Origin of the sequence: Dokdonia sp. Asnod3-C12, assembly GCF_045063975.1 — a bacterium.
Lineage (GTDB): Bacteria > Bacteroidota > Bacteroidia > Flavobacteriales > Flavobacteriaceae > Dokdonia.
Genome location: NZ_JBEFNY010000003.1, coordinates 522781 through 543314, shown reverse-complemented (window position 1 = coordinate 543314; position 20534 = coordinate 522781). Strand labels below are relative to the sequence as shown.

At 37.7% G+C, this 20534-nt stretch carries 19 protein-coding genes; 8 read left to right on the top strand and 11 right to left on the bottom strand.

The features are described 5' to 3' along the window. The 7 genes from ACJJVW_RS02460 to ACJJVW_RS02430 are packed head-to-tail and all read left to right on the top strand — an operon-like array spanning position 1 to position 8055. On the top strand, positions 1-993 hold the full coding sequence (locus ACJJVW_RS02460) for a glycosyltransferase family 2 protein (RefSeq protein ID WP_405250644.1): 993 nt from the start codon (positions 1-3) through the stop codon (positions 991-993). Positions 994-999: 6 nt separating this feature from the next. Continuing rightward, complete coding sequence (locus ACJJVW_RS02455) at positions 1000-2106, top strand: glycosyltransferase (RefSeq protein WP_405250643.1); 1107 nt, start codon at positions 1000-1002, stop codon at positions 2104-2106. Then, positions 2106-3218: a glycosyltransferase gene (locus ACJJVW_RS02450; protein WP_405250642.1), complete on the top strand. Its 1113-nt coding sequence runs from the start codon at positions 2106-2108 to the stop codon at positions 3216-3218. Before ACJJVW_RS02455 ends, ACJJVW_RS02450 begins: the two co-directional genes overlap by 1 nt. Then, complete coding sequence (locus ACJJVW_RS02445; protein ID WP_405250641.1) at positions 3215-4288, top strand: glycosyltransferase; 1074 nt, start codon at positions 3215-3217, stop codon at positions 4286-4288. The genes ACJJVW_RS02450 and ACJJVW_RS02445 overlap by 4 nt, the downstream gene beginning before the upstream one ends. Positions 4289-4292: 4 nt before the next feature. Continuing rightward, on the top strand, positions 4293-5654 hold the full coding sequence (locus ACJJVW_RS02440) for an O-antigen ligase (protein ID WP_298328141.1): 1362 nt from the start codon (positions 4293-4295) through the stop codon (positions 5652-5654). Further along, positions 5608-6624, top strand: coding sequence for a glycosyltransferase family 4 protein (locus ACJJVW_RS02435; protein ID WP_405250640.1), 1017 nt, complete (start codon positions 5608-5610; stop codon positions 6622-6624). Before ACJJVW_RS02440 ends, ACJJVW_RS02435 begins: the two co-directional genes overlap by 47 nt. Positions 6625-6660: 36 nt before the next feature. Next, positions 6661-8055 (top strand): sugar transferase, encoded by a 1395-nt coding sequence (locus tag ACJJVW_RS02430; protein ID WP_298328135.1) that lies wholly within the window; start codon positions 6661-6663, stop codon positions 8053-8055. A 2-nt stretch (positions 8056-8057) separates the two neighbouring features. On the opposite strand, the gene ACJJVW_RS02425 is transcribed toward ACJJVW_RS02430, so the two are convergent. From ACJJVW_RS02425 to ACJJVW_RS02375, 11 genes are all read right to left on the bottom strand, one after another. Beyond that, complete coding sequence (locus ACJJVW_RS02425) at positions 8058-9257, bottom strand: DUF4105 domain-containing protein (protein WP_405250639.1); 1200 nt, start codon at positions 9255-9257, stop codon at positions 8058-8060. A gap of 98 nt (positions 9258-9355) precedes the next feature. Further along, entirely contained in the window at positions 9356-9691 is a 336-nt protein-coding gene (locus ACJJVW_RS02420) for a hypothetical protein (RefSeq protein WP_339847391.1), read from the bottom strand. A gap of 427 nt (positions 9692-10118) precedes the next feature. Continuing rightward, a complete protein-coding gene (gene sucC, locus ACJJVW_RS02415) occupies positions 10119-11309 on the bottom strand; it encodes an ADP-forming succinate--CoA ligase subunit beta (RefSeq protein WP_013751570.1) in 1191 nt (396 codons plus the stop codon). 94 nt (positions 11310-11403) lie between these two features. Continuing rightward, positions 11404-11679, bottom strand: coding sequence for an ATP-dependent Clp protease adaptor ClpS (locus tag ACJJVW_RS02410; RefSeq protein ID WP_013751571.1), 276 nt, complete (start codon positions 11677-11679; stop codon positions 11404-11406). 95 nt (positions 11680-11774) lie between these two features. Continuing rightward, the gene (prmA, locus tag ACJJVW_RS02405; RefSeq protein ID WP_405223518.1) at positions 11775-12635 is read right to left on the bottom strand and encodes a 50S ribosomal protein L11 methyltransferase; all 861 of its coding nucleotides are present in this window, start codon (positions 12633-12635) and stop codon (positions 11775-11777) included. Further along, positions 12632-14239, bottom strand: a complete 1608-nt coding sequence (locus ACJJVW_RS02400; protein ID WP_405250638.1) for a S8 family peptidase — start codon at positions 14237-14239, stop codon at positions 12632-12634. The genes prmA and ACJJVW_RS02400 overlap by 4 nt, the downstream gene beginning before the upstream one ends. Next, on the bottom strand, positions 14232-14753 hold the full coding sequence (locus tag ACJJVW_RS02395) for a hypothetical protein (protein ID WP_405250637.1): 522 nt from the start codon (positions 14751-14753) through the stop codon (positions 14232-14234). The genes ACJJVW_RS02400 and ACJJVW_RS02395 overlap by 8 nt, the downstream gene beginning before the upstream one ends. Positions 14754-14855: 102 nt before the next feature. Next, positions 14856-15608, bottom strand: coding sequence for a triose-phosphate isomerase (gene tpiA / locus ACJJVW_RS02390; RefSeq protein ID WP_405250636.1), 753 nt, complete (start codon positions 15606-15608; stop codon positions 14856-14858). A gap of 244 nt (positions 15609-15852) precedes the next feature. Then, positions 15853-16929: an ABC transporter permease gene (locus ACJJVW_RS02385; RefSeq protein WP_405250635.1), complete on the bottom strand. Its 1077-nt coding sequence runs from the start codon at positions 16927-16929 to the stop codon at positions 15853-15855. Further along, positions 16926-18674: a BT_3928 family protein gene (locus ACJJVW_RS02380; RefSeq protein ID WP_405250634.1), complete on the bottom strand. Its 1749-nt coding sequence runs from the start codon at positions 18672-18674 to the stop codon at positions 16926-16928. Before ACJJVW_RS02380 ends, ACJJVW_RS02385 begins: the two co-directional genes overlap by 4 nt. Before the next feature lie 76 nt (positions 18675-18750). Beyond that, a complete protein-coding gene (locus tag ACJJVW_RS02375) occupies positions 18751-19290 on the bottom strand; it encodes a DUF1599 domain-containing protein (protein ID WP_405250633.1) in 540 nt (179 codons plus the stop codon). Positions 19291-19582: 292 nt separating this feature from the next. Between ACJJVW_RS02375 and folP the strand changes: the two genes are divergently transcribed. Beyond that, complete coding sequence (gene folP / locus ACJJVW_RS02370) at positions 19583-20407, top strand: dihydropteroate synthase (RefSeq protein WP_405250632.1); 825 nt, start codon at positions 19583-19585, stop codon at positions 20405-20407. Positions 20408-20534: the final 127 nt, after the last annotated feature.

Sequence of the window (20534 nt, the reverse complement as noted above, 5' to 3'; positions counted from 1 at the left end):
TTGAAATTTTCTCTAATTATTTGTACTTACATGCGTCCTGAGCCACTTGCTATCTTGCTAGCATCAGTGGTAGAGCAGACTATGTATCCCGACGAAATATTAATAATCGATGGAAGTACAGATGATGAGACGGGCGTTCGCTTTCGCGAAAGCGAAATAGAAAATCTCCTATATTATAAGGTGGCTGAAGACTCAAGAGGACTCACAAAACAACGTAATTACGGAATAGATCGTGTAGACCCATCTATGGATATCGTGTGCTTTCTAGATGACGATACGATATTAAGACATACCTATTTTGAACGAATTCTTGATGTTTATCAAAAATATCCTGAAGCTTTGGGCGTAGGTGGACATATAGATAATGAGGTGATTTGGGAACAAGTTAATAATGAAAACCCTAGCGATATAAACCATTTTTATTATGATGGTTATAGAAGAACGGAAGGTGCTCGTTTTAAACTAAGAAGGCGTTTAGGCCTAGATGCAGATACGGTTCCTGGAGTTTTGCCTAAATTTGGTCACGGTCGCTCTACTGGATTTTTACCTCCTTCTGGAAAAATATACGAAGTAAAACAGTTAATGGGAGGAGTCTCAAGTTTTCCGCTTAGTGTATTACAAGCAAATAAATTTTCAGAGTATTTTGAAGGATATGGTCTTTATGAAGATGCCGACTATACATTTAGAATTTCAAAATTAGGGAAGTTGTATGTCCATACAGGTGCAAATTTAGGGCACTATCATGCAGCTTCAGGCAGACCTAATCGATTTAAGTATGGAAAAATGGTAACACGTAATGGCTGGTATGTATGGAGAGTGATGCATCCTAATCCTGGATTTAAGAATGTTATTAAATGGTACATGATTAGTACATTACTTTCTAAAATACGTTTAATAAACGTAATTACTACTTCAGAAAGAAAAGAAGCTTTTACCGAATACTTAGGGCGCACAGTTGGCTTACTAAGCCTTTTTATTAATAAACCTAAATAAAGGGCTGTGCAAGACAATAAAGAAACAATCGTAATAGCGACATCTTTGCCTTTTGGTACAATTACGAGCTATTTTCATGATCTAGCAAAGGCCTTTGTTAAAGAAGGATATCGAGTGGTTGTGGTAATAGATAATAATCCAAGCACTCTCCCTAAAGATGAGGTAAACTTGTTTTTCAGGAAATGGCCTAATCATAGACCTACAAAATGGAAGGATTTTACCTTCTTTGTACAATTGCTACGAGAGTTTAAACCACTGATGTGTTTATCTAATTTCGGATCTACTAACATTGTTTCAGTAGCGAGTTATTTAAAGGGTGTTCCACATAGATGGAATTTTGTACATACACTAGGTGGGCAGATATGCATAGACAGTGGTAAAAAAGCAAGCTATAAAAGCATCTTGCTAGACGTAAGAAAACAAATCGTTTATCGATTAAATACTCAACTGATTGCAAACTCCCAAGGAACAAGAAATGACGTTATAAAGCGTTTTAATGTAAAAGGGAGTAAAGTATTTGTACATACCTTTTTGATACCTGAGACACAGCTATCTTTAAAAATACAAAAGGAACGAAGTCATACATTATCTATAGTAGGTCGGCTCGCAAAATCAAAGGGCCATTTTGAGCTCTTATCACAGTTTAAGGTTTTACTTTCTAAATATCCAGAAATTACATTGAATATTGTGGGTAATGGTGATGAAAGAGAACATCTTGAGAAAGAGGTGGCAAGGGTAGGGATTGAAAATAACGTTATATTCTCTGGAAATAAATCTAATGACCAGATAGGTAGCGTGTATGCAAATAGCGTAGCACATATATCAGCAAGCCATGAGGAGGCCTTTGGAATGGTTACTATTGAAGCACTGCGAGAAGGCACGCCCGTTATATGCACAAAAACAAGCGGGAGTTTAGATATTCTTGAACCGGGTATTAATGGTGAATTCTTTAAACATTCAAACCAAAATAGTTTGCTAGAAGCCTTTGATAAAGTAATAGCTCACTGGAAAATATATTCTCAAGGCGCTATCCAAACTTTTGAAAATACATATAGCTTAAAGAGTATGCCTTCTCATGTTACGATATTAATTAACAAGCTAAAAAATAATTAGTGAAGTTACTTGTAATCACAGACGCGCATCTCATTAACCAAAATGGACAAAAAGTAGCCTATGCTCCTTATGTGAAAGAAATGAACCTATGGATGTCACAGGTAGATCATACTACCTTCATTTGTCCCAATAAAATAAGAGGCCCTTTACTTGGACTGCCATTTGAAATTCAAGATTTTAAGCAGATAGCCCTGCGCAGGTTAGAATTTCACACACTTATGTCTGCTCTTATCTCGTTTCTTACCATTCCATACCAAGCCATAGTGTTATGGAATGCTATGCGTAAGGCAGATCATATCCATCTAAGATGTCCAGGTAATCTTGCTTTGCTAGCCAGTATGATACAGGTTACGCTTCCGCGAAAACGTAAAACGGCTAAGTATGCTGGGAATTGGGACCCTGCATCTAAGCAGCCGCTAGCTTATAAGATCCAAAAGTGGATACTTTCTAATACCGTATTGACTAAGAATATGCAAGTGCTAGTTTATGGAGAATGGAAGGACCAAACTAAAAATATTAAACCCTTTTTTACGGCAAGTTATTACAATAATGAAAAGGAGCCCATCATAGATAGAGATTTTAAGCAACCTCTAAAAGCCATGTATGTAGGCACTATGGGAGCAAATAAAAGACCTTTTGAAACAGTACAGCTTATAAAATTTTTACGTAGCTCTGGATTAGATATTACCCTTGAGATGTACGGTGATGGACCCGTGGTAGAAGACATCAAGTGGTATCGAAAAGAAAATGGGATTTTAGATCAAATCATCATACGAGGAAACCAACCGGGGCATGTAGTAAAAGAAGCCTACAAAAATGCAGATCTTCTCATATTACTCTCCAAAAGTGAAGGATGGCCTAAGGTTGTCGCAGAGGCAATGTTTTGGGGTGTAGTGCCTATAGTCTCGAGTGTATCATGTGTGCCTTGGATAATTGGAAACGATAAGCGAGGGATACTCATACATGAACCAGAACATATCGATGTTGAGTATTTAAGAAAACAGTTAACTAACAAAGAAGCTCTTGTACAAATGAGTAAAGAGGCCGCAGAGTGGTCTAGGCAATACACAATGGATACCTTTGCTCAAGAAATCAAAAAGCTATTGCAATGAAAATCCTCCAACTCATAGATACATTAGATGCTGGTGGGGCAGAGCGTATGGCTGTAAATATTGCTAATGCAATTAATGAAGAGGGTATAACCTCCTATGTGTGTGCAACCCGCCGAGGAGGTTCATTAGAAAATGAATTGTCTTCTCAAGTGAATTTTTTAATGCTCGGAAAGAAAGGGAAGCTAGATATTGTAGCTTTTCGTCGATTTTTTAAATGGGTTAAGAAAGAACAGATTACCATTATCCACGCGCATTCTACATCGCTAATGCTAGCAGTACTAGCCAAAATCAATAAGCGTAGCATAAAGATTGTTTGGCATGATCACTATGGTATGAGTGATGCGTTAGAAAAACGTGATAGCAAACTCCTCAAAATTCTTGCTAGATATATTGATGTGACAATAGCGGTTAATGAGAAGCTTAAAACATGGTCTAGGGAAGTATTAGGTGTCAAGCAAACTTATTTTTTAGAGAACTTTGCAGCACTTTCCAGTGATAAACTCAAAGTTACTTCGTTAAAAGGAAAAGAAGGTAAGCGTGTGATTTGCTTAGCAAACTTACGACCACAGAAAAATCATATAGAGCTCATTGAAGCTTTTTCAAAAACACAAAATAGTTTTCAAGAGTGGACTTTACATTTAGTAGGAAAGTCCTTTGAAGATGACTACTATAGTGAATTAACCACTGCTATTGAAATACATAACCTTTCAGACAAGGTATTTCTCTATGGTAGTTGTAATGATATAGCGCATATTCTAGAACAAAGTACGATAGGTGTACTTTCTTCTATTTCAGAAGGATTACCTGTTTCTTTGTTAGAATATGGGAACAGTAGTTTGCCTGTTATCGTCACAAACGTTGGGCAATGTGCAGCGGTCGTAGGGAATAACGGTATAGTGATTAATAATGTAAGAGAAGAACTAAGCAAGGAGCTAGTAAAATTGTTTCATTGTGATCAAAAAGAAAGAGATCAGATGGGATTACGCTTTCGCGAAAGCGTACTAAAAAATTATAGTAAGAAGGCTTTTATGGACAAGGTGTTGCCTATCTATAAAGGATTGATATCTTAGAGCTGTGAATATATCCAAACAATCTACATACTTAACTTTTATGGTGATTCATATCATCATAGGAGTTTTAGTGTATCTCGTAAGGTCGCTTGCACTCGTGTATTTTGCAGGAAGTATTCTCTATTTTTTAGTTCAAATATTCAGAACGGGAAATAAGAAAAACGAAGCACTTATGGCAGCTGCTTATATGGCTGGTGCTGAGGTATTTTTTAGAATGAGCCAAGCTATACCTGTGTACGAAGCAGGTAAATATTCGGTAATAGCTTTTATGTTAATCGGACTTTTTTTGAGTGGTACTAGTCGTAAATCAGGGATTTACTGGCTGTATGTTTTCTTGTTACTTCCCAGTATATTGGTCGCCTCTATGACGCTCAATCTTGGTACAGATGTAAAAAAGGCTGTCTTTTTTAACTTAAGTGGTCCTATATGTTTAGGTCTTTCCGCCTTGTATTGCGTAGATAGAAGATTAACATATCAACAGCTTTCAAACTTAACGAGATGGATATTATTACCTATTATAGGGATGTCTGTTTACATCACCCTAGGAACACCAGACTTAAGAGAATCTTTAAGTGGAACTGGGGCCAACTATGCTGCTACAGGTGGTTTTGGTCCTAATCAAGTTTCTACAGTATTAGGTTTAGGGATGTTTCTAGCACTCGTCCAGCTTGTTATTTACAGTAAGAACAAGCTGTTTTTATTTATACACTTAGGATTAACGGGTTTTCTACTTTATAAAGGCATTATAACCTTTTCGAGAGGAGGAGTAATTACAGGTCTTGTATGCAGTGCCGCCTTTTTAGTAATATATTTTGCAGGCTCTAAAGGATCTGCTCGTAGAAGAATGGTCACGTACTTAATTTTACTAGGAGGCGTTCTGGTGGCTGCCGGTGCTTATAGTTCTTTTCAGACCAATGGACTCATCAATAAACGCTATACAAATAGGGACGCAGCAGGTCGTTTAAAGAGTGATATTACTACAGGTAGGGGAGAACTATTAGAAACAGAATTAGAGGCTTTTTATCAAAATCCTTTACTAGGAGTAGGTGCTGGAAAGATAAAAGAATTAAGGGCAGATGAAACAGGAATAGGAGCTGCTTCTCATAACGAAGTCAGTAGATTATTATCTGAACATGGCTTTTTAGGATTAATCATTCTAGGAATTCTTATTATTTATCCACTTGTATATAGAGCTAAGAATAGAAGGAACTATCTATTTTTTGCGGCTCTAGGGTTTTGGTTTATGACCATAAATCACTCCTCAATGCGTATTGCAGCACCAGCTTTTATATATGCTCTTGCCCTTTTAAACGTTGTTCATGAAAAGAAAAAAGCTCCTATACGTAGGCAACGCGTTATCCAATAAAGGGAAGACGGCTACCACTATTGAGACCCTTAGTTTATTACTGAGGCAGGAAGGCTATGATGTTGAGGTGACGTCAACAATATCAAATAAGTCACTTCGCATACTTGATATGATGCGCGCATTATTGCGTTCTCGCAAAAGTATAGACAGTGTTCTCATAGATACATATAGCACATCCAACTTTTGGTATGCTGTAATCATTGCTAGTTTATGTAGAACGTTCAGTATTCCATATATTCCAATTTTACACGGTGGTAATTTGCCACATAGGCTTAAGAACAACGCAAAAATTTGCAAACAGCTTTTTGGGAGTGCACAGATTAATGTTGCTCCTAGTGGCTATTTATATAACGCTTTCGCGAAAGCGGGATTCTCAAATCTAATCCTAATTCCTAATACCATAGAACTAGCAGAATATCCATTTAAAGAACGATTAGTATTTAAACCCAACTTATTATGGGTACGCTCATTTGCTGAAATTTATAATCCGCTTATGGCTGTTCAAGTGCTTGAGAAATTACATCAAAGGTATCCCGAAGCTACTCTTACGATGGTTGGGCCAGATAAAGATGGTAGTCAAGTACCTTGTGAGGAATATGCAAGGAAAAACAGCCTCCCTGTGCATTTTACGGGTAGATTATCCAAGGAGGATTGGACGTCTCTAGCGCAAGACCATGATGTTTTCATAAGTACTACAAACTTTGACAATACTCCTGTGAGTGTGATAGAGGCAATGGCATTAGGATTACCTGTAGTATCTACAAATGTAGGTGGAATGCCATATCTTATTCATGACACTGTCGATGGGCTATTATCAGGTCCAGAGAATGTTTCTGCTTTCTCAGAAAAGCTTAGTAAGTTGCTTGAAAACACAGATAGCACAAAGGAAATAGTGTTGAATGCTCGTCAAAAAGTAGAATCCTTTGATTGGAGCGTAGTAAAAGAGCAATGGCATAAAGTGCTCTGCTAAATTTGTGATATATTTACGGTACTCAACCAACCTCGAATGTCCCTCTTACCTAGTATCCATTTTGATGTGTCAGAGCGTAAAGTATTACTGCGCATATTTGATATCTTATCTGTTCTGGGAGCACTCTATCTCACAGAATTATTCTTAGAATTTGATTATGTAAAAATCAGAAAGGAAAACGCAACGGCAATCATAGTGCTTGTGGGGTATCTGTCCATCTTTGGGACGGTGTTTGAACTTTATTTCTTACCAAAGACGGTGAAGTTTCAAACCATGCTTAAGAATGTGATTCTTACTGTAGCAGTTACTGTGTTATTCTACTTGCTAACTCCCTTTTATACTCCCATTCTTCCAGAAAATAGACTACAGATAGTGTACTTCTTCTTGGCAATGATTATAGGTATTTCTTTGTGGAGGTGGTTATACGTGTCTATAATTTCAGCACCAAGATTTTATAGAAAAGCAATTGTAGTAGGAGATTCCTTTAATATTCATAAGATTATTAAGAATCTAGAAGGAGCAGATCCTAATTACAAAATAGCTGGTTATATCAACACAGAGCCTATGTCTATTGCAGATGTAATCTCAACAGAGGCAAAACGATTTCCTATTAAAGATCTGAAAGAAACCATCTCAGAAAATGGAATTTCTGAAATTATTGTCGCTAGTACTTATGAAGATGGAGTATCGCTTGAACTCTATAACCAGCTTATAACACTCTTGAAATCAGGCTTCCCCATACGAGAGTATATGCAGGTTTATGAGGATATCACGCAGCGTGTTCCTGTAGAATATGTAGATAAAGATTTTTACCGTTACTTTCCATTTAGTCGTAGTAATCAAAATAAATTCTATAAACTCATTCATCGCATTTTTGATGTGGTCATGTCTGTCTTGGGAATTTTGTCCTTTGTTGTGGTTCTACCTATTGTGTTTCTTGGTAATCTCATTGGTAATCGCGGTCCACTGTTTTATACACAAATACGCATAGGCCAAGGCGGTAATACATTCAAGATTATCAAACTACGCACAATGATTGTAAATGCAGAGAAAGATGGCGCTGCATGGTCTACTAAAAATGATACGCGTATTACATCATTCGGAAAATTTTTAAGAAAGAGTAGGCTAGATGAAATCCCGCAGTTTATTAATGTGTTTCTAGGAGAAATGAGCGTGATAGGCCCAAGACCTGAACGTCCCGTATTTGTAAAGGAACTCTCTCAAGAGATACCTTTTTATGAGACACGCCACATTATTAAGCCAGGACTTACAGGGTGGGCGCAAGTAATGGGTGGCTATGCAAGCTCTGAAGAAGGTTCGCTAGAAAAGCTACAGTATGACTTATATTATATCAAGCACCGCAACCTCTTTATGGATTTAAGTATAGTACTTAAAACTATTAGTACTATAGTAAATTTTAGAGGGCAGTAATACTACTCCTCATTACCATTTGTTCTTGTAACTTTAATTCTTCTAAGTATAAATACGTAACGTATCGTAATTGCTAAAAGGAGCGGTAAAAGAGATAATGCAAATCGCTGGACTCCTATAATCCAGTGAAAGAATAAAAGCGACATCATAATTACAGCCAACTTCATATAGGGATATACCCATTGTGGCGGCTGTACTCTTTTTACAGCAAATGCTGCTAGTATATGAAATGGGAAAGCCCAAAGTAAATTATAATTCCAAGCAGTGGCATTGTGATCTGTGCCAAACCATAATAAAAAGACTACAACTCCTATAAGCCCTGTGATTAGTAAAATAATCGTGTCTAGCCAGCCTAGTGGATTTTCATTCTTATGATCTTTGTAGGTTTTGTAGATGATAAGCCCTGCTAGAAGTCCAATTATAAACAATGGACTTAGTAAGAAATTAGTACTATAGCGATGTTTGATTTGCGGTGAGAATACCGTCTTTGTTTCTTTTACGAGTGGTAGTGTTCCTGAAGGTGTTTGTATAGTAGCTTCTTGAAAAGCATACATAAGCTCATGTGGTAAAAACAAGTACTCTTCTGGAGTAGCAGTTCTATCAATTACAGATCCTAGTGCGATATCAATACCCATACTTCCCCAAGTATTCCAAGAAACGTATTCATGTATCAGATCACGGTGTGTCATGCCAGCTTCTTGATGATCATAGCTCATTGTCACATTAGCTTCATTCTTAATAATCTCAAATGGTCTTGTAGAGCAATTATCGTAGAAGAAATCATATTTGTAATATTTGTTTTCTTCTTTAGCATTATTTACTAAAAACTCAAAGACGTCTTGCTTCTGATCTTGAGTGAGCTGTAGTTCTTGAGACTCAATCCATCGTTGCTGGAGCTTATAGCTATATTCAAAGTCGTCATACTTATCTACACCGACCTCATATAGTAATTTTCCTCTTGCAAACTTGAGATAGAAGTTAGGAGTGTTAAAGTTGAACTTACCGTAGTTAAAAACAATATCTAACCCTTTTTTATAATCACGTACGTGAATGGCATTGTGCCCAAAGGCGTCATTAAGTACAGCTCCAGGACCTATGGTGATTAGATTAATAGTTGCGTCATCAGAGAGGCTAATGAATTTATTCTGTGCAAACCCAAGGGTAGAGAAACAGAGAGAAATTAAAAGGATAAGATTTTTCATACCTTGTAAAGATAGTGGAGGTATAAAAATCTCACAATCAATACAGGGCATAAAAAAAGCCGAGCGACGCTCAGCTTTACAAACTTAGGTGAAGCTTCTTAAGCTCCTGGGACGATGCGTACTGGTAATGTAAATTGCTCTCCTATGGTTCTTGTGCTTAGCTTTTCATAGTTAAGACGAGCCTTAATAAAATCTGCTACATACTCTTCGTCAGTATCTACGCTTAATACAACAACTTCATGTTTGTTGTTTACCATTAATGTTACTTGAGCAACAAGTTCCTTAGTAACTTCAAATTCTGGCTTGTTCAAAAGTACAGCTACTTGCTCTGTAACTGTTTTTTCTTTGTTGTCTGATGTTGGTTCTGTTTCTGTTGCAAAGGCAGTGTTTACTGCAAGTAAAGCGGCTACCAATAATACGTTTAATGTTTTCATAATTTTCTTTTTTGTCTCGATGTACTCGAGGTTTTTGATGAATTATTACAGTACAAATAGACGACTTATTTCTCGTTTTTCTATGGGAGTTAGTCAAGCTTAACTGTTGTTTAATGCTGGTTATGAGTTGTTAACGTAGGGGATTTGTTGGGGTAACGCTTTCGCGAAAGCGTCATTATCAACTTCATAATGTATTGACAACAACAGTAAGCATTACGTGAAATATGGAGTGATATTTTATTATAATAGCTTTGGAATCCTTAAAGAAAGTATATAGTAGTCAATGTTAAGAAAATGACCTATTTGGTAGTTGTTTAGCTAGAGATTATGACGACACATAATGACATTTGTAAAACAAAAAAAATCCCACTTTAAAGAAAGTGGGATTTGAAGGATGCTACAAGTAGCATCTATGTATTAAAAAGTATTAAGCTAGTACAGCCTGTACTTTATCTGCAGCTTCTTGGAATTCAATAGCAGATTGAACATCAAGTCCAGAATCATCTATTAATTTCTTTGCGATATCTGCGTTAGTACCTTGTAAACGTACAATGATAGGCACGTTGATAGTTCCCATGTTCTTGTATGCATCAATGATACCTTGTGCCACACGGTCACAACGTACAATACCTCCAAAAATGTTTACTAAGATTGCCTTTACAGCTGGATCCTTAAGTATTAATTGGAAAGCAGCTTCTACACGCTCAGCATCTGCAGTACCTCCTACATCAAGGAAGTTTGCAGGCTCACCACCAGATTGCTTGATAAGGTCCATAGTTGCCATTGCTAGTCCAGCACCGTTTACCATACATCCTACGTTTCCGTCTAGATCTACATAGTTAAGTCCTTTCTCACCAGCTTCAACCTCTACTTGGTTTTCTTCACGCTTGTCACGCATTGCTGCATATTCCTTACGACGGTATAATGCGTTATCATCTAGTGATACCTTTGCATCTACTGCCATAATTTTATCATCACTTGTTTTAAGAACAGGGTTGATCTCAAAAAGTGAACTATCAGAATCTGTGTACGCTTTATAAAGAGCAGCAACAAATTTTGTCATGTCTTTAAAAGCAGCACCACTTAATCCTAAGTTAAAAGCAATTTTACGTGCTTGGAAAGGAAGTAGACCTGTTGCAGGATCAATTTCTTCATGAAAAATAAGGTGCGGAGTTTCCTCTGCTACTGTTTCAATATCCATTCCACCTTCTGTAGAATACATAATCATATTGCGACCAGTACCACGGTTAAGTAGTACAGACATATAATATTCTTCTGGCTCGCTGTCACCTGGGTAGTATACATCTTCTGCAACTAGCACTTGGTGAACTCTTTTACCTTCTGCACTTGTTTGTGGAGTAACAAGATCCATCCCGATGATCTGATCTGCAATAGATCTTACTTCATCTAGGCTCTTTGCTAGCTTTACACCACCACCTTTACCACGACCACCTGCGTGAACTTGCGCTTTAATAACGTGCCATCCAGTACCAGTTTCCTCAGTAAGTCTTTCGGCAGCTGCAACAGCCTCATCCGGAGTCTGTGCTACATAACCGCGCTGGATACGTACGCCAAAACTATTTAATATCTCTTTTCCTTGATATTCGTGTAGATTCATAATCTTCGTTTAAGATGCTTAATTTGCCTCGCAAAAATAACAAATGCGCCACGAGAGCGCAATAGTTATTGTGATTAATTATAAGTATTGGATTTTATACAATTTCTGCACTCAGTCCTGCTTGTAAAAGTTTTGAGCATCGAGGCTCTAGATCTTTATACTCACCAGACTTTACAGAGCATTTTCCTTTGTAATGCACTAGTAACGCACATTGATGTGCTTGATTCTCCTCATGATCACATGCATAAATAAGCGTATTTATCACATGGTCAAAAGTATTTACTTCATCATTATACAGAATAATCTCGTGTGATGGAGTTTCTTCTGTTAGTACATCTACGTCTTCTTGATATTTTTCTTGATTACTCATAGCGTTGAGATTTATGATGCAAATTTACAAATTTTAGAGATTACGCTTTCGCGAAAGCATAATTCTAACAATTATTTATCATCAATAATTTGAAATTATCCTCTTTTTTCAAACTTGCAAGCCACCCAATTATTACGCTCATAATTACTTACAAAGTAGAGTCCGTGCTCATTACACTTTTCTGAAATTAAAGGAATGTCTTCTGTATAGAAGCCGCTTAATAACAGTATTCCATCCTCAGAAAGACAACTCGCGTACACGCCGATATCTTGTAAAAGAATGTTACGGTTTATGTTTGCGATAATGAATTCGTAATTTTTATCAGATAGCAATGAAGCCTCACCTTCATAAGTAGTGATGTGCTTACAGTTGTTGCGTTCTACATTTTCAATAGTATTAAGGTAGCACCAGTTATCAATGTCTATCGCGTCTATAGGTTGTGCACCTCTCATTTCGGCTAGGATAGCTAGTACTCCAGTACCACAGCCCATGTCAAGTGTTTTTTTACCAGCGACATCGAGTTTGAGTAAATGCTTAATCATCATGTGTGTAGTCTCATGGTGACCAGTTCCAAATGACATTTTTGGCTCAATCACAATGTCAAACTCAACATCAGTTTTCTCGTGAAAAGGTGCGCGTACGGCACATTTTCCGTCTACCTCAATAGGTTCAAAGTTTTTCTCCCATTCTTCATTCCAGTTTACTTGCTCAATTTCTTCGGCAGTGTAGGTGATGTTAAACTCATCAGATTTGAGAATCTGGATATCTGTAAGAAGTGCGGCAAAATCAACTTCACCACTAGGAAACGCTTCTTCTTTCTGGATATATGCAATCACACCACTTGTAGTTTCTGTAAAGCTTTCAAAACCAGCGTAGCCTAGCTCTGCAATGATAATTTCTGTAGCAGGGTCACGTGGCTCAATAGTAAAGGTATATCCTAAATAAATGGGTGTCATTCTTTTATAGTTTCTAAGTTATAAGATGCATTAGGATCAATAGTAAGTATTATAGATCCGTTTTCTCCAGGCAAAAGTACGGTTTCTGCATTGATGAGAATCTCATCTTTTGCAGTAAAATCTACTCTAGCGTCCTCTATAAATTGCTGATTCTTAATCATGATTTTATGCGCGGCATTGATTTTAAAGTTCCACCGAGCAAATCGCTGATTTTCAATGATCATATACGTGTCAGGTTGTAGCATTTCATGGGTCATCTTTACAGCTCTGCCTGTGTGTAATGATCCTGCTCCCCATAATCCTTTGAGTGGCGCGTTTGCTTTTATATGATCAATATTAGTCGCGCTTAATTTTATAATGCTGTTCACTTCATCTACAGATAGTGATGGGTTAAGTGAAAACATAAGTCCTATAGTTCCAGTGACAAGTGGTGCCGCAGGAGATGTCGCTTGGAACGGATTATGAAATACTTCACCATTCTCTTTATAATTATAGTATTGAAAAATATCATTTCCCGGTGCGACAATATCTACAGAGCTATCCAGATTATTTGTAGAACTTAGGTATAGCGTATATTCATTTTTGGGATCATTATTTTTAAAACCACCTGTACGTGATAAATGGTATTGCTGCTTCTCTGCATAATATTTCCCGTTTTTCTCTTCAATGAGAAGTCCATCTGAGATTTCATCATTTTTGTGCTGCACACTTCCTACAGATATCACATGCTCATAAGCGCCTGGATATCTTAATTGTTCTCCATTAGTAACACTATATGCCGCATTATGTGGTACAGAAACAATGACGGTACCAAGGTCGCGCATTTCATTAATGGCTTCCTGCGCAGTCTCATAATAGGTACGTGATCCCCAGCTGCAATTAATCACTTTTGCGCCTGTTCTTGATAGTTCTAGTAGTTGGCCCAACTCTTTAAAGTCACCATAGGTGGTAGCGTATATGTTGCAGTTATAGCAAACTCCCGGCGCGCCATATCCATTATCACCGCGAGCTGCAGCTATGGCAGCGATTGTAAACCCATGACCTTTGGATAGGCTGCTTTTTTTGAACATGGTAGTTTTGCCTGCAAACTCAGGGTCTTCTGGGTCTATGTAACCGTCAGATATTCCAATAATTACTTCCGGAGAACCTGTGGTGTAGTACCAAGCTTGTGGTACACCGAGGAAATCATAATAGTCTAAAACAGCTTGTGCGCCTAGGTTTTCGCCAGTGGTGCTTGTAACGCCGTAATCATTAGGTTCATAAATTTGTAGCGATTCATTTAAGATACTCTCTGCAAACTCAAAAAGATCTGGCGCTAGATTCATTAACTCTTCTTGAAACGTTTTACTCTCTGCAATAACAAAGTATGTGCGTTTAAGTTTGTCTCGCTGCGCGTATTTAAATTCTTTTCTAAATACTTTAACCTTGTGCTCAGTAAACATTTTTTTGAGTCTTGTATCATTACCTAAGTAGGTTACAATCGAATCGTTTGTGCTAACAGGTATCTCCACTTTTTCAGATGTTGTGCGTATGTAAAAGCGATCTTCTTGCGCTTGAAGCAGGCAAGAATAGAATAGGAGAGATAAGATAATGAGTTTAGCCATTATTCTTGGTGTCAGATGGAGCGATAGTTTCTTTGAGAGCCTGTACGTCTTTAGTTAGTTGGTCAATTTGTTTTTCTTTCTCAATGAGGTGTAAGGTGAGCTCCTCGATTTTTTTTAGAAGTAGTGCATTCATGGCACCTAGTTCAATACCATTTTGTTCAACTTCTGCGGCAGACGGAATTTCGGGTAAGTGCCCATTTTTCTGAATGTAGGTTTCAATTTCGCGTAAGCGTGATAAATCATACCCATCTTCAAATACCGTATCCGCCCATTCTTTTATATCCACTTTTACGGATTTAGCGTGTATTTGCCCGTTTACCTCAAGTCTAACTTTTGGCTCTTTTTTACCTATACCCATATTGCCATCTGTTGTAATATAAATGGACTTGGCTTCTTGAGCATTTTTGAGAAGTACGAGTGTGCCATCTTCTTGAGTGCTTGTGGTAACTGCTGGTTGTGAGGTGCAACTACAGATGGTGAGGAGTAGGACTAGCGATGTAAAAAAGAATTTCATGTGATAAAAGATTAAGCTCTAATGTACTAATACCAATTGATATAAAATAAAAATGCGCCTCCATCTCTGGAAGCGCATTGTCAATTCTTAAATTATTTGAGACTATGCAAACGCATTTACAATATCAAAAAAGTCATCTGCTTTAAGTGCAGCACCACCTATGAGACCACCATCTACATCTGGTTTTCCAAAAATTTCTTTTGCATTAGCAGGTTTTACAGATCCTCCATAAAGGATTGATACGTTTTCTGCGACGTCATTGTTATATTTTTCAGCAACAGTTTTTCTTATAAAGGCGTGCATGTCTTGTGCTTGCTCTGGTGATGCTGTTTCTCCTGTACCTATTGCCCACACTGGCTCGTATGCAAGAACAATATTTGACCACGCGCTAACATCTAAGTGAAATAATGCATTTTTGAGTTGGCTACCCACCACATCTTCTTCTTTTCCTGCTTTACGATCTTCTAGTTCTTCACCAAAGCAGAATATAATTCTCATGTCATTTTTAAGAGCGCTATCTACTTTTTGAGCAAGTAGTTCATCACTTTCGTGAAAATAAGCGCGGCGTTCACTATGTCCTAAAATCACAGTGTCTACACCTATTCCTTTGAGCATACCTGCCGAAATCTCACCCGTAAAAGCTCCACTTTCTGCTTGATGCATATTTTGCGCAGCAACAGTGATGTTTGAGTCAGAAAGACTATCAAAAGCACTGTAAAGGTTTACAAATGTAGGAGCGATAATAACCTCTGCATTTCCTTCATTTTTCTTTTGTTTAAGTGCTGTGATTAAGGTTGCTGTGGCACCTAGGTCATTATTCATTTTCCAGTTTCCAGCGACGATATTTTTTCTCATTATAGTTCTTTTTTATCTCTTCATACAAAGAGGTCTCGTTAGTAGTTAATTTCAGAAGCCTCAATGATGAAAACCAATAATGTAACATTACATGTGGTTTTAAAAAGGCGTATGTGTTTTACTTTGTTGTATTTCGCTTTCGCAAAAGCAAGTTCCTTAAAAACCAAATATACTAAGAGTAAGAGAGGTTTACTCTTGATTTAACCCAGTTTTCACGATTACGTTTTCGTAAAAACTTTGCGACCTAGCGCAGCCTAATTTTTGGATCTAGCCAGCCGTAGACGAAATCTACAAGAATATTAATGATTACAAATAGCGTAGCGATAATAAGCACGGCACCCATGATAATAGGTAGATCCAGTGTGTTGAGCGCATCTACTATTTCTTTACCTAAACCATTCCACCCAAAAATATATTCTACAAATACAGCACCCGCGAGCATGGATGCAAACCATCCAGACACTGTAGTGACTACAGGATTTAATGCATTTTTAAGTGCGTGGTTTTTTGTAATCTGGTAGGTGGTAAGTCCTTTAGCTTTTGCAGTTCTTATATATTCTTGATTATAAACCTCAAGGAGCGAGTTGCGCATTAATTGAATTACAACGGCAAGCGGACGTATACCTAAAACTAGCGCTGGCAAAATCAAATTCTTCCACTGGATGTGTACGTGCTCCCCAAAATCATCCATCTCATACAAGCTACCTGTCATATTGAGATTTGTATATTTATGAAGGGCATAACCAAAGAGCCAAGCAAAAAGAATAGCGCTAAAAAAACTTGGAACACTCATTCCTAGAGTACTTACAATCTGTATGGTTTTGTCAACCCATGTGTCCCGCATTTGCGCAGAAATAATCCCTAAAAAAACGCCAATACATATGGCAATCACAATAGCACTTACGGCAAGAACAATCGTGTTAGGTAACGTTTCGGTAATTACCTCTGTGACGGGTTTTCCTGTCTTTTGAAAACTCTCTCTGAGGTATGGATATTTTACTGCTAGCGTGCTATTGCCAATCTCAAATAATGGAGTTGCGCTGTACTTGCCAGAGGATAGAGATGTATAGTTTTGCTCATCATTAGCGTGTAGAGAGAGCAAAGAAAGATCGTTAATGTAGTATGCGTATTGCGTACTTATAGGCTTATCAAATCCATATTTTGCACGCACTTTAGCTAGTTGTTCTGGATCTTCATTTTGATCTAGCATCATACGTGCGGGATCTCCAGGAAGCACCGTAAACAAGAAGAAAATGACGGTTACTACTCCCCATAATGTGAGAAGCGCATAACCTAATTTATATAATAGGTATTTAATCAATTTGATGCCGCCTTACCTTCGAGCATTTGCTGTTTTGCAGCAAGCGCTTCATCAAGAGTTATTTCTTTGTATTCAAAGTCTTGACCAAAGAGGTCTTTACCATATTGCTCAATAGTTTGAGGAAATCCAGCTGCAGCACGTCTTTCATTTACATCTTGAGGATTTGCTATAGGCCATATAAAATCGGCCATGTTTGGGTATGTTGCTCCTTGAGTACCATAAATTTGAGGTTCGCCATTACCCATAAGTAAACGGTCTTCCATCATTGCAACCAGCGTGTATGGTAATTCGCCATCTTGTCCAGCTTTTTTGATGGTATCTATGTAGGTTGGTATTTTATTAGGATTATGCTGGATCACATACCAAGCAGCAGTATTTGTAGGTTCGCCCACGATACTCTTCCCAGGATATCCTTTAGTTCTTATAGTATATTCAATGCGTTCAAGATTAATACTATCCAGTAATTCCTGTTGCTTCCATATAAAATTTTGAAATTCCTCTGGAGCAACGCCTAGCTTTTTAGCTTCGATATTCTTTTCTTCTCCGTCTTGTAAGTACATCATCCGTCTGTACTTTTGATCTAGAATAGCGATACTATCTAGCTCATATTTGAGGGTGAAATCAAGGTTAGGCTTACTGTTTTCTAGAGTTTGTAAGCGCAAGTCTTGGGCGTCATTATAGTGAAGCTTTTGTAAAATGGTTCCTTTGTGAAGACTCACAATTCCAGGATTTGCACGTACAATAGTTTTTAAAACTGTTTCATCTGTAAAGTAAAACTTAAAAGGAAGTTTAAAATCTTGTACAAACTCATCTGTCACGTCTTGTGACGAGGAGCTTAGACCTATGACGTTATATCCTTTTCTAATAGCATCTTCTGCAATTGTTCTAATATTATAGTAACCTTCTCGCTCCGTATTAGTTAAGTTATAAGCAACAATTACAACGAGATTTTCTTTCTCTAGAAATTCTGTAGTATAGTTTTCTTCTCCGCGTTCTATTGTAAAATCGTGTACAGGTGGCTCATAACCTTCGGCTGTTTGTACGACCTCGTATGAGATAAACTCTCCGTCTACTTGCGGGTAGCCACCTTCTGTGGTAATTACTTCCTCTTTACCATCAATATTAAATTTCCACTGGTACTCAAACGTAGCTTCAGGTGCGCCCTCTGGGATTTTCATTCCTTCGGCTATGTTTGAGCCTACTTTGTAAGCTCTAAAATCTAACCATGGCAGGTGCTCGAGTACGTGCATACCAAAGAACATACATGCTAAAAATGATACAAAGACAATAGAGGTGTTGATGAGTTTGCCAAAAAGAGGCAGGATATATTTCTGATTAAACATCAAGAAAAGGATAAGAACTAATAAAATCACATCCTTTGCAAAAGACTCCCACGGCACTAGCGGAATAGCATCACCAAAACATCCACAATCTGTCACCTTATTAAAATAAGCCGAGTAGAAGGTGAGAAATGTAAAAAATGCAATCATTGCAAACAGTAGCCACAAGGTGATTTTTTTACGATACCCTACCAAAAGGGCAATTCCTAAAAGTACTTCAACCACCACAAGTATGATTGCAATAAGTAGGGCGTAAGGTGATAAGAACTCAAGGCCTAAAACCTCTGCGCTAAAATATTCTTGAAGCTTGTAAGAAAACCCTAAAGGATCGTTAAGCTTTATAAATCCGCTAAAGATAAAAAGTGCTCCTACAATAAAGCGAGCTATGTGTGTAAATAGTTTCATATATAATCCAGCAGTACTGGAGGTGTATTAGTCACGTTTTCGCGAAAGCGTAACTTTTATTCATAAATACTAATTATTACGCTTCACCTAAGTGAATCATTGCAAAAACAGCATAATTAATCATGTCTTGATAGTTTGCATCAATACCTTCAGAAACGAGCGTTTTTCCTTTATTATCTTCTATTTGCTTCACGCGCAGCAATTTCTGGAGAATCAAATCTGTGAGACTGCTCACTCGCATATCACGCCATGCTTCACCATAGTCGTGATTTTTATCCATCATTAACTGTTTTGTGAGTTTTATTTTCTCATCATAAGCATGCGTAGCCTCCTCAAGCTCCATGTCTGGTTGCTCTACCACGCCGCGCTCAAGATTTACTAGCGCCATGGCGCAGTAATTAATGATCCCTATAAATTCAGATTGCTGCCCTTCATCCACTTTTTGCACCTCGTTTTGCTGTAACCCGCGTATGCGCTGTGCTTTTATAAAAATTTGATCCGTGAGAGAAGGAAGTCTCAAAATGCGCCATGCACTCCCATAGTCTTTCATTTTTTTAATATAAAGGTCTCTACATTGTGTGATTACCGCATCATATTGGGCAGAAGTGTCAGGCATGCTATGTTGTTTGATTTTTGGTAAATTTCGGTTAAAATCTTCAATATAAGAAATGAGTTCTTGCTTAGGAAGTAATGCTAGCTATTATCCTTTTGAAGCACAGCGTTTATGGTGTATTTTTGAAGCAGTATCCCGCTTTCTGTTGCAATTCCTCGCGGCGGTTGCACCAGCCAGCTGCGGGATTTTCACTACAATCGGGGCTATGGAGTAGAGGTAGTGTGTGATTAGAAGTAGTTACTAAAGAAGTTAAACTATCACAGAAAAAGAGCCAAAGATTTATAAATAATCATCTATGAAAATAAACTGTAAAGGAACGCTAATAGAACTCTCAAAGCCTAAGGTTATGGGAATACTAAACCTTACTCCAGATAGTTTTTATGATGGTGGTAGGTATAAAGATATGGAAGCTGCTATAGACCAAGTAAGAACAATGCTTGATGATGGCGCCACATTTATTGACGTAGGAGCTTATAGTTCGCGACCAGGAGCTGTAGATATTTCGGTAGAGGAGGAGGAGTTAAGATTGATACCAGTGATAGAACAATTGGTGACTTTGTTTCCAGAGATTATAATCTCTGTAGACACCTTTCGCGCAAGCGTAGCAAGAAAAGCAATAGCAGCAGGAGCAGCTATGATTAATGATATTAGTGCAGGGCAGTTAGATCCAGAAATGATGTCTACAGTAGGGGAGTTGGGTGTTCCTTATATAATGATGCATATGCGAGGCACTCCTCAGACCATGAAGGAACTTGCGGTCTATGAGAATATAACAAAAGAGGTGCTGCAATACTTTAGTGAGCGAGTTGCTGTCGCAAGATCTCATAAAATAAATGATGTGATAGTAGATCCAGGCTTTGGATTTGCAAAAACAGCTAGCCATAGTTTTGAGTTACTTAATAAGTTGGCAATCTTTAAACAGTTAGACCTCCCTATTCTCGCAGGCGTTTCTCGTAAATCTATGATTTATAAAACCCTCGACACATCACCAGATAGGGCACTTAATGGGACCACGGTATTAAATACAATCGCGATAAATCAAGGCGCTCATATATTAAGAGTTCATGACGTTAAGGAAGCTATGGAAGTGGTAACTCTTTGCCAAGCATGTTCCTTGTAGTTAAGCTTGTTTATTTTGCTGGTATTGACATTGCTAATTGGGATTTTTATTGTCAATAGTTCTTAACAAAACGAGTCTCTGTTAACAGGATTTTAGCAAAAAAACGCTATTTTTCACTCCTTAAATA